We start from the raw sequence: 11,583 nt of genomic DNA, 5'->3' as shown, positions 1-11,583 counted from the left end.
AGCCACCAACCAGGAGAAGGCCATGGCGACGCATCCACTCGATCCGCTGGACGAGCACGAGTTCCGGCACACCACGGCGATCCTGCGCCGGGACGAGGAGCTCGGCGGATCCTGGCGCTTCGCCGCGATCGAGCTGCTCGAGCCCGACAAGGCCGCGGTGAAGGCCTGGCGCCCCGGTGATCCGATTCCCCGGACGGCGTTCGCCGTCCTGTGGAACCGGGCCGACAACCAGACCTGGGAAGGTGTGGTCGATCTGACCGGCGACCGCGTCGTCTCGTGGACCGAGGTCGCCGGCGTCACTCCCAACTTCACCGTCGACGAGTACCACGAGGTCGACGACGCGATGCGCGCTCACCCCGACGTGATCGCCGCCCTGGCCGAGCGTGGCATCACCGACCTGTCGCTGGTACTGATCGAGGTGTGGACCTACGGCAAGGCGTTGATGCCGGACAAGTACCGCGACCGGCGGCTCGGCTGGTGTGACATCTGGTACCGCGAGACCCCCGACGGCAACCCGTACGCGCACCCGGTGTCCGGCCTGAAGGTCGTCGTCGACATGAACACGCTGGAGCTGCTCGAACTCGAGAACGACCACAACCACGGTCAGCCGGACGTCAACGCGGAGTACGCCCCCGGCCCGTGGACGGGCGAGCTGCGCACCGACCTCAAACCGCTCGAGGTCACCCAGCCGGAGGGCGTCTCGTTCACCGTCGACGGCACCGAGCTGAAGTGGCAGAACTGGACCATGCGCCTCGGCTTCAACCACCGCGAGGGTCCGGTCATCTATCAGGTCACGTACGACGACCACGGCACGACCCGCGACATCGCGTACCGGATGTCGTTCACCGAGATGGTGGTCCCCTACCGCGACACGTCGTTCGACCACTACCGGCGTACGGCGTTCGACATCGGTGAATGGGGTCTCGGGTTCATGACGACCTCGCTCGAGCTCGGCTGCGACTGTCTCGGCGAGATCGTGTACCTGGACGCCGTACTGCATGACACGCACGGCGAGCCGTATCCGATCAAGAACGCGATCTGCCTGCACGAGGAGGACAACGGCGTCCTCTGGAAGCACGTCGACCACACGACCGGCGCCGAGGTACGGCGGATGCGCCGGATGGTCGTGTCGTGTCACGCGACCGTGGCGAACTACGAATACCTGATCTCTTGGCGTTTCTACCAGGACGGGAACATCGAGTGCGAGGTCCGCGCGACCGGGCTGATGGTGACCACGCCGTTCGCGGCGGACGGTACGCCGCCACCGACCGGGACCTTGGTCGACAAGCAAACGTATGCGCCGTTCCACCAGCACTTCCTGGTCGCGCGGCTCGATCTCGACGTGGACGGTGACGGGAACACCGTGCAGGAGGTCGACTCCCGGGCGCTGCCGGTCTCGGCCGAGAACCCCTACGGACTCGCGGTCGTCACCGAGGCGACGCCGATCCGCTCCGAGTCCGAGGCCGCCCGCGACTTCAAGTGGGCGACCCAACGATCCTGGAAGGTGGTCAACCCGAACCGGGTCAACGCCGTCGGCACGAACCCGGCGTACAAGCTCGTCCCGAGCGCGTCGATCCCGCCGTTGATGGACCCGGAGACGCCGCAGTACCTGCGCGCCCCGGTGATCGGGCACACGGTCTGGGTGACCCGGCAGCACGACGAGGAGCGCTGGCCGTGCGGCGACTACCCGACCCAGTCGACGGTCGACGACGGGATGACGCGGTGGATCGCGGACGACGAACTGCTGGAGAACACCGACATCGTGCTCTGGTACGTGTTCGGCATCCACCACGTCACCCGGGTCGAGGACTGGCCGGTGATGCCGGTCGACACGATCGCCTTCTGGCTCAAGCCGTTCGGCTTCTTCGACCAGAACCCGTCGATCGACGTGGCGCCCACGATGAAGACCGATGGCGAGGTGTGCCACTGAAGCGATTGATGGACCCTGTCAGCGCGGCTGGTTCGGGGTCGGCCGGTTCTGGTTCCCCCGGTTCTGGTTCGGCTGGTTCTGGTTCTGGTTCGGTTGGCCGGAACTGGCCGAGGCCGGGCCCTGGATCATCTTGGCCGGTGGGGCGACGAAACGCTTCACCGGCATGCCGTCCAGCGCGCCCTGCATCGCGGTCTCCCACAGCGGTCCAGCCGTACCCGAGCCGGTCGGATCGGCGATGTCCACGCCGTCCAGGGTGTGCCGGAACATCAGGTTCGTGTACGGGAGGCTCGCGTCGGCGACCACCGCGGCCGCGGCCAGGTTCGGGGTGTAGCCGGAGAACCAGACGGCCAGGTTCTGCTGGATGGTGCCGGTCTTGCCGCCCATGTCCCGGGTGCCGAACCGCAACCGGCCACCGGTCCCGCCGGGCATCATCACGGCACTGAGCACCCGGTTGACCCCGTCCGCGACAGCGCGGGGAATGGCTTGCTTGCACTCGACGCCCGGACTGTCGATCGGCCGGCCGCCGTTGTCCCGCACGGCCACGACGACCAGCGGCTTGCAGTACTTGCCGCGGGCCGCGAAGGTCGCGTAGGCGTTCGACAGCATCAACGGCGTCACGTAGCCGACCCCCAGCGTCATCGACACGACCTGGTCGAGCGGCCCGCCGGTCTGCGCGTTGTACATCCCGAGCCGGGACGCGATCCGCGCGATCGGGCACAGCCCGGTCCGCTGGGACAGTTGCAGGAAGTAGGTGTTGGTCGAGAACCGGGCCGCGTCGACCATGGTCAGGTCACCGCTGTGCGTCGAGTTCTTCGGCCGGTAGTCCCGGTCCCGGGTCCAGCCCGTGCAGGTCGTGAACTTCTTCCCGCTCAGATCGATCTGCTCCGGTGAGTTGATCCGGTAGTCCATCGCGAAGCCCTTCTGCAGGGCTGCCGCGATCGTGAACGCCTTCATCGTCGAGCCGTTCTGGAACCCGCCGAACCCGCCGGCGTAGGACTTCTCGACGTTGTAGTTGTAGTTCGTGTGGTTGCGGCCGTTGCCGTACGGCTTGCTCTGCACCATCGCCTTCACCACGCCGGTGCCCGGCTCGACCATCGTGATCGCCGCGATCGCGGTGTCGGTGCGTTTGCTGTGCTCGGTGATCGACGCCTGCGCGGCCGTCTGGATCCGCGGGTCGATCGAGGTCCGGATGATCAGTCCGCCGGTCTTCAGGTAGTGGTCGCGGTCCTTCACGGTCGCCCCGAGCGCCGGGTTCTCCAGCAGCTTCGAGACGACGTAGTCACAGTAGAACGGGTAGCGCGAGTTGGCGCAGCCGTTCGGCACCGGTTCGACCCGGGCCAGGTCGATCACCGGCGTCTTCAGCGCCTGGTTGGCCTGGTGCAGCGAGATCACGCCGAGCTCGAGCATCCGCCGGATCACCACGTCCCGCCGGGCCGTCGACCGGGCCAGGTCGTTGGTCGGGTCGTAGCCGGTCGGGTTCTTGACCAGGCCCGCCAGCAGCGCGGCCTGCGGCAGGTTGAGCTTGGCGGCTGAGGTCCGGAAGTAGTGCTGGGCGGCAGCCTGGACGCCGTACGAGCCGTCGCCGAAGTTCACCAGGTTCAGGTACCGCTCGAGGATCTCGTCCTTGGACAGCTGGTCCTCGATCGCGATCGCGTAGCGCAGCTCGGTCAGCTTGCGCTGGTAGGTGACCGCGGTCGCGTCGGCGCGTTCGGCAGCGGTCTTGGCCTTCTCGACCAGGCTGAGCTTCACGTACTGCTGGGTGATGCTCGAGCCGCCCTGCTGTACCTCACCCTCGGTCTGGTTGCGGATCATCGCCCGCAGGGTGCCCTTCAGGTCCAGGGCGCCGTGGTCGTAGAACCGGGAGTCCTCGATCGCCACGATCGCGGTCCGCATGATCGGGCTGATGTCGGACAGCGGCACCGGCACGCGGTTCTGCTCGTACAGGGTGGCGATCAGCGTCCCGTCCGCGGCCAGGATCCGGCTGCGGATGGCCACCGGATCGACGTCGAGCTCCCGCGGCAGGTTGTGCACGGACTCGACCACCGCTTGGGAGCCACGCCCGGCGAAGCCGGCGAACGGAATCGCCAGCCCCGCCGCCAGCGCGCCCGACAGCACGCTGACCCCGATGAAAGTGATCAACGAACGAGCCTTGTTGCGACCGCCCCTCTCGGTACGCATACCTCCAGGCTAAGCCAGCGATCAAACTCCCGATACCCCGGAGATGATTGCCTCGATCAACTTTGGCCGCAGTTCCCGCGCGCTGATCACCGCATCCACCGACCCGACCTCGACCGCACGCCGGATGTCGTGCACCCGATCGAACCCGGCCGCCACCTCGCCGAGCTTCTCAGCCCGGACGGCGGTTCGCACCTCGGCCAGCTCGGTCGCGAGCGCGGCCCGCTCGGCGCCGCTCGCGTCCCGAACTCGCTCAGCCAGCGAAGAAACGCGCACGTCGGCCGCGGTCCGGGCGTCGACCTCACCGGCGAACACGACCGCCGCCGCCGGCGCGCCACCGATCACCGAGGCGTACGAACCCTCCACCGCGAGCACGGTCATCGACGGGTTCAGTGCCTTCGAGAACACGACGAACGCGCCGCCGTGATAGCGCGACACGACGCAGAAAACGATCGGTCCCTCGAAGTTCACGATCGCCCGGCCGATCTCGGCGCCGTACTCGAGCTGCAGGTTCCGCATCGAGTCGGGCGAGCCGTCGAAACCGGACAGATTCGCCAGTACGACGAGCGGGCGGTTGCCGCTGGCCGCGTTGATCGCGCGCGCCACCTTCTTCGACGACCGCGGGAACAGCGTGCCGGCGGTGTAGGTGTCCGGGCCGTCGGCCGGTGGGAAACCACGCCGCGGGACCGTCTTGGACTCGATCCCGACCAGGCAGACCGGGAACCCGCCGAGCCGCGCGTCCTGCACCACCGCGGTGTCCGCGTCGGCCATCCCCGCCCAGCGCTCGAGCACCGGGTGGTCCAGGTCGGTGACGGACCGCATCAGCGTACGGATGTCGAACGCCTTCTTGCGGTCCGGGTTCGTCGCCGCGGAGAAGATCTCGCCGACCGTCTTGAAGTCGCTGTCCGGCACGCTGTGCGGGTACGTCGTGACATCGCGGTCGACCGGGTCCGACGTCTCGGCCCGGCGCGGACCGCTCTCCCCGGGGACGACGTACGAGTGGTCGTAGTGCGCCATCAGCACGTCCCGGGCGCCCTTGAGGTCGGGCGCCCAGTACTGCGCCTCGCCGTTCGGGCCCATCACCCGGTCGTAGCCGCCGATGCCGAAGTTGTCCTCGGCAGAGACGCCACCGGCGAAGTCCAGCGTTTGTTTGCCGGTCAGGACCATCGCGCTGTCCGGGGTCATCACCAGGATGCCCTTGGTGTGCATCAGCATCGTCGCCTCGGCGTTCCAGTACGGCTGCGCGCCGACGTTGATGCCGGCCACGACGACGTTGATCTCACCGCCGTCCTGGGTGAATTCGACGATCCGCTTCAGCGCCTTGGCGACCCAGTCCATGTTCTCGGTGCCGGAGTCCATCGAGATCCGGGCGCCGGCGGACAGTGAGTACCACTCGACCGGCACCCGCATCCGCTCGGCCAGGTCGAGGGCCGCGATGATCCTGGCACACTCCCGCTCCGCGACCGCGCCGAGCGCCTTCGTCGGGTCGCCACTGAGCGCGACCCGGGTGATGCCTTCGGGGTGCCGCGAGGTCGGCGTACTGACGACGCCGAGGATGATGCCGGCCTTGTTCAGGCCGCGGGGGCGGTCGACCGGGACCAGGGCGCCGGTGTCGTCGAGGTCGTACTCGACGAAGGAGCCGCCCGCACCGGCGACCATGCCGCTGACCTCGTACGGGTAGATGGTGTTGCGGCGGCGCGACCGCTGCACCTTCTGGGCGTAGTCGTCGAGCGGCATCAGCCGTCCGGTCGGCGGTAGCTCGACCGAGGTGACGACACCTGCACCGGGCTGGTAGTAGAACCGCGCCGCGACCGGGTTGATGCTGCCGTCCGGGGCCGCGACCCGGCCCTGGACGAGGACCTCCTCGATCCCGGCCCCCGCGGTCAGCGGGGCGATGTTGCGCTGCAGGGCGGTGACCTCGTCGACCTGGGCGTCGACCACCGGCCAGATGTGCACCCAGACGTGGTTCATGTCGAGCTTCGCCCCGGCCGCGCCCCGATCGGTGCGGGCCCGGCGGATCGCCTCCAGGCAGTTCGCGATCGCCCGCTCCGCGTGCGGCAGCGAGGTCACCTGCCCGTCCTCGTCGCGGACCACGGCGAACTGGCGCACCTGGGCCAGCGCGACCAGGCGCTGGTCGGCCTCGTTGTCGCGCGCGACGCAGTAGTAGAGCAGGACGTCCTCGGGCCCTTCCAGCCGGGTGATCCGGAAGTCGCGCAGCCGCCACAGGTTCAGCCGCCGGCCGACCATCGGGTGGACGCCGCGGACGTTGTCGTCCTCGGTCACCGAGCCACCGGCCGGACGGTAGGTGAAATACGAGACCGGCCGATCCTGACCGGGCGCGATCGCGACCGAGAACCGGCGTACCCGCTGGGCGATCGGCAGGTCGGCGACGATCCGGCGGAACCGGTCGGACGCCTCCTGCTGCGAGTCCGCCAGGTCCGGGCCGTAGAGGTAGAGCTCGACCACGGCCTCGTGCCCGGCCGGGCGGGCGTCGATCTGGGCGGTCAGCGCCCGGGCCAGCCCGCTGTCCGGGTCGGCGACCTCGGCCACCGTGCCGACCGTGGTGACCAGGTGGCTGGGCCGGTCGTCGATCGTGTAGTCGGCGGTCGCGAACGGCCGCCCGTCGACGGCGAACTCGCGCAGGTCGTGCAGTTCGTACTCGCGGTAGTGCCGGCGGATCAGCACCTCGAGCATCGGCTCGCGCTCACCCCAGCCGCGCTCCAGCCGCTGCGCCAGGAACCGGACGATCGGCTCGGGGATAGCGGCCAGGGCGTCGACACGCTCCTGCCGGTCCGGCGCCTCCGGGTGCGCGGTGAGATCCGCGACCTCGTCACCGACCCCGGCCAGGATCGAGGCCCGCTCGGCGTCGACCAGCGGCTGGTCGAACCACCGGAACCGCACGCTCCGGGCCAGATCGCCGACCACCGGGAAGCGCAGCTGCGTCGCCAGCACCAGCCGGTCCAGCAGGTCGTGCGCCGACTCGTCCAGCGGCGCCTCCGGGCGCGGCTCGGCGATCCAGCGCTGCAGCACCGATGTCACCAGCACGACGTCGGGACTCGAGCGCTGCTGCGCCAGGAAGATCCGGAACACCGCCTCTTCCAGCTCGGTGCTGCGCTCCAGATCGCTCACGCCGTAGTGACCGAGCACCCGGGTCAGCCGGGCGCGGAACTCGGCCGGCAGACCACCCCGGTCGGGGTCGAGGCTCTGCAAGTAGGTGTGGAAGTGCTCGCGCGGGCTGTGTACCCGGTTCTCGATCGTGGTATCCGCCCCGGCCGGCCGGTTTCGGCTCAGCTCGGCGAAGTCCGCGAACACCTTCAGCAGCTCGATCTCGGCGACGACCGGCGCCTCCGGAAGCTCCGACCGCGCGGCCAGGTAACCGGCCAGGGTTCCGCCTTCGTCCTGCGGGTCGATGTCGAACCCGAGCAGCATGCTGCGCAGGTCGTCCAGTCCCCGCTCGACCCGCTCGGCCGCGGACTTCTCCCCCGTCCCGTTCGGCAGGTCCAGCTGTACGCCGTTCTCCGCCGGAGCGGCCTCCTCGGCACCGGCGTCGTCGGCCACCGGCTCCAGCCGAAGCAGCGGCGCGCCGGTCTCCACCTGGCTGCCGGTGGCGACCACCAACTCCTTCACGGTCGCCTTGAACGGCGCGTACAGCACCGTCTCCATCTTCATGCTCTCCAGCACGAGCACCGGCGCACCGGCCTCGACCTCGGCACCGCTCTGCACCGGCGTCGCGACCACGAGCGCCGGCGCGGGAGAACGCAGTACGCCGCCCTCGTCCCGGCTGACGCGATGCGTCACACCGTCCACCTCGACCAGGTGAACCGGGCCGTGCGTCGCGGTCACCAGCCGGAACCGCTGCCCGCCGACGACGAGCCGGCTCGTGTAGTCGTCCAGCCGCTCCAGCTCGGCGTCGACGACCTTGAGGTGGTCGTTGCCGGTGCCGACGCCGACCCGGAACCGGTCCGGCCCGATCCGCGCCACGGTCACCCGGTAGCTCGCGCCGCGCAGCTTGAGGTCGATCGCCCGGCCCACCTCGTGCTGCACCTGCGGCCGGCCGCCGTGCGCGGTCTCCAGCAACCGCGTCCGCTCGACCTGCTCGGCGTCCTCGTACCCCTCGATCGCGGCCGCGACCAGCGCGACCCCGGAGTGGCGGTGCGACACCAGCCGGCCCTCGCCGCGGACCCGGTCGATCCAGCCGGTGTCGGCGCTGCCGTCGATCACCTCGGGCTGGTCGAGCAGGTCGAGGATGAAGCTCTTGTTGGTCGCGCCGCCCTCGATCAGGACCGTGGTCGCGCCGACCGCCCGGCGCAGCCGCGCCAGCGCCTCCTCGCGGGTCCGGCCGTAGCCGATGATCTTCGCGATCATCGAGTCGAAGTCGGCCGGGATGCTGTCGCCCGCGCTCACACCGGTGTCCACCCGGATGCCGGGCCCAGCGGGCAGGTCGAGGACGGCGATCCGCCCCGGCGACGGCGCGAAGTCACGGTCCGGGTCCTCGGCGTTCAGCCGGGCCTCGACGGCGTGACCGCTCTCGGCCGGCTTCGTGCCCTCCAGCCGGCCGCCGTTCGCGACGTGCAGCTGGGCCTTCACCAGGTCCATCCCGGTGGTCAGCTCAGTGATCGGGTGCTCGACCTGGAGCCGGGTGTTCACCTCGAGGAACGCGAAGGTCTTCTCACCTGGGTGATACAGGAACTCGACGGTCGCCGCGCCGCGGTAACCGACCGCCAGGGCCAGCCGCTCGGCCGACGCCTTCAGGTCGTCGACCTGCGACGCCGACAGCAGCGGGGAAGCGGACTCCTCGATGACCTTCTGGTTGCGGCGCTGCACCGAGCAGTCCCGGACGCCAAGCGCCCACGCGGTCCCTTGGCCGTCGGCGATGACCTGCACCTCGACGTGCCGGGCTCCGGTGACGAGACGCTCCAGGAAGACCACGCCGCTGCCGAAGGCACGGGCGGCCTCGTCACTGGTCCGCGCGTACGCGTCGGTCAGCTCGTCCGCGGACCGGACCACCCGGATGCCGCGGCCACCGCCGCCGGCCGTTGCCTTGAGCATCAATGGGTAGCCGATCGTCCCGGCCGCCTGCAAGGCCGCCTCCAGCGACTCGACCGGCCCACGGCTCCATGGCGCGACCGGTACGCCGACCTCCTCGGCGATCAGCTTGGACCCGATCTTGTCGCCCAGCTTGCGCATCGCCTCCGGCGACGGCCCGATGAACGTGACGCCGATCCGCTCACACAGCTCCGCGAACGCCGGGTCCTCGGCCACGAACCCCCAGCCGACCCAGGCCGCATCGGCCTTGGTCTCCCGCAGCGCACGCTCCAGCACGGCCAGGTCGAGGTACGGACGCGCGGACGCCGGGCCGAGCGGGTAGGTCAGGTCGGCCTCGCGGACGAACGTCGCCGTCCGCTCACCATCCGTGAACAGGGCAACGGTCTCGATCTGCTCCCTACCTTCGGCGTTCACCTCACGAACCGCGTTGATCAGCCGCATCGCGGCCTCGCCCCGGTTCACTACTGCGATACGCTTGAACATCGACCGCCTCCGTGTCTCACCCTGCCTTGTACGGTTGGGATCGCCAACCGCTGGCACAGGTTTTCAGTCCGGAGGCATTACCGTCGAGTCGGGTCCCCCCTGATGACCCTCGCGGCAGGAAAACTGACGCCGGTGGGCGACTTTGGGGAGGACATCATGGGTGGATTGGCCGAGCGGCTTCGGGCCGAGGTAACCGGACCGGTTCTGGAGCCGGGGGATGAAGGCTTCACCGAGGAACTGGCCGGGTTCAACACGGCGGTGGTGCACGGTCCGGACGTAGCGGTCGGCATCACCAGTGAGGCCGACGCCGTCGCAGTGGTTCGGGCCGCAGCCGAGACCGGTACGCCGGTCCGCGTACTGGCGACCGGGCACGGGGTACCGATTCCCGTCACCGACGGCATCCTGGTGACCACGTCCCGGCTGGCCGGCGTGACTGTCGACCCGGACGAGAAGGTGGCGCAGATCAACGCGGGCTGTGTCTGGGCCGATGTCGTCACGGCCGCTGCCGAGCACGGACTCGCCCCGATCACCGGCGCGTCCGACGTGGTCGGCTGCATCGGCTACACGCTCGGCGGTGGCCTCGGCCCGCTGGCGCGGACCTACGGCTTCTCGTCCGACTGGGCCCGCGGCTTCCGCGTGGTCACCGCGTCGGGCGAGGTCGTGACGGCAACGGCGACCGAGCATCCCGACCTGTTCTGGGCACTGCGCGGCGGCAAGGGCGGATTCGGCATCGTCACGTCGATGGACTTCGGTCTGGTCGAGCTGACCACGCTGTACGGCGGATCGGTGTTCTTCGATGCCGAGCACATCGCTCCAGTACTGACCGCGTGGGCCGACTGGACCAAGACGTTGCCCGAGGCAGCGAATTCGTCCGTGGTGGTCCTCCGGCTGCCTCCGCTCGACTTCATCCCCGAACCGCTCCGCGGCAAGACCGTTCTCAGTGTCCGCTTCGCCTTCGTCGGTGATGTTGCCGAGGGCAAGCGACTGTTCCAGCCGATCCGGGACGCCGGTACGACGCTGATCGACGCCGTCGGCGAGATGCCGGCCAGTGACATCGCACTCATCCACAACGACCCGAAGGACCCGACCGCGTCGTGGGATCGCGGTGTGATGCTGACCGAGTTCGGCTCGGGCTTCGTCGAGGCGTTCCTCGACGCTGCCGGTCCGGACCGGCAGCTGCCCCTGGTCGCGATCGAGCTCCGGCATCTCGGTGGAGCGACGCAGCGCGACGTGCCGGACAGCAGCGCGGTCGGCGGCCGTGGTGGGGCCGGCACACTGACGATGATCGGCGTACCCGATCCAGGCCTGTTCGAACAGGTGCTGCCGGCAACGGCCGACGGCGTCCTGACCAAGCTGGGTCCCTGGATCTCCGCCGAGGCCACGGTCAACTTCGCCGGCGCCTTCGCCGTACCTGGTTCCTACCAGGCGTCCTGGCCGGCCGACACGTTCACCCGCCTCGCCGAGATCCGCGCGACCTACGATCCGCAGAAGCTCTTCCCCTACGGCCCCGCCCCCGCGAAACCCCAACCGTAGCCGCCCCACGCAACCCCGGCCGGCCTGCGCAACCCCAACCGCAGCCACCCCCGCGCACTCCCAGCCGGCCTGCGCAACCCCAACCGCAGCCACCCCCGCGCACTCCCAGCCGTAGCCACACCCGCCACCACCACCGGCTGCTCCCCGCCCACCGGCGCCATTTGACGGGTTCTCCCGCCGAATTGTCCCTTCTCCCGCCGAATCTTCACGGGAGAAGGGACAAGGTCATGGGATATCCGGCTCGTCTGACGTATCCGTGGGGGTGGTTTGTTCGCCTCCTACGCGTCCCGGGACGTTGGCCGAGTTCTGTTGGTTGTCGCCGGGGTGGGGAGGATCTCGTCCCGGATCGGGTGGGCAGATTCAGGGGATTGTTGCAACGCCTGATTGTTGGAGGGTGTTGTGATGGGGCGGAAGTT

General features: G+C 69.5%; 3 protein-coding genes and 1 pseudogene. 2 read left to right on the top strand and 2 right to left on the bottom strand.

Annotated features, from left to right (window positions below; all coding sequences use genetic code 11):
- Positions 1-16 precede the first annotated feature (16 nt).
- A pseudogene (locus ACXC9Q_RS27975) lies at positions 17-1,930 on the top strand (primary-amine oxidase); the annotation flags it as partial.
- Between the two features lie 18 nt (positions 1,931-1,948).
- Here the strand turns inward: ACXC9Q_RS27975 and ACXC9Q_RS27970 are convergent.
- Together ACXC9Q_RS27970 and ACXC9Q_RS27965 are read right to left on the bottom strand one after the other, a co-directional pair.
- A complete protein-coding gene (locus tag ACXC9Q_RS27970) occupies positions 1,949-4,108 on the bottom strand; it encodes a transglycosylase domain-containing protein (protein ID WP_457059606.1) in 2,160 nt (719 codons plus the stop codon).
- A 21-nt stretch (positions 4,109-4,129) separates the two neighbouring features.
- On the bottom strand, positions 4,130-9,634 hold the full coding sequence (locus ACXC9Q_RS27965) for an ATP-binding protein (protein WP_457059605.1): 5,505 nt from the start codon (positions 9,632-9,634) through the stop codon (positions 4,130-4,132).
- Between the two features lie 132 nt (positions 9,635-9,766).
- Between ACXC9Q_RS27965 and ACXC9Q_RS27960 the strand changes: the two genes are divergently transcribed.
- Positions 9,767-11,167 carry an FAD-binding oxidoreductase gene (locus tag ACXC9Q_RS27960; protein WP_457059604.1) on the top strand — a complete coding sequence of 467 codons (1,401 nt, stop codon included), beginning with the start codon at positions 9,767-9,769 and terminating at the stop codon, positions 11,165-11,167.
- Positions 11,168-11,583 lie beyond the last annotated feature (416 nt).

Source organism: Kribbella sp. CWNU-51, assembly GCF_054073265.1.
This window is presented reverse-complemented; position numbering and strand designations above follow the sequence as displayed.

Excerpts from the sequence above, each read along its gene's own strand:
- ACXC9Q_RS27965 (WP_457059605.1), bottom strand. The coding sequence starts at position 9,634 with ATGTTCAAGCGTATCGCAGTAGTGAACCGGGGCGAGGCCGCGATGCGG.
- ACXC9Q_RS27970 (WP_457059606.1), bottom strand. The coding sequence starts at position 4,108 with ATGCGTACCGAGAGGGGCGGTCGCAACAAGGCTCGTTCGTTGATCACT.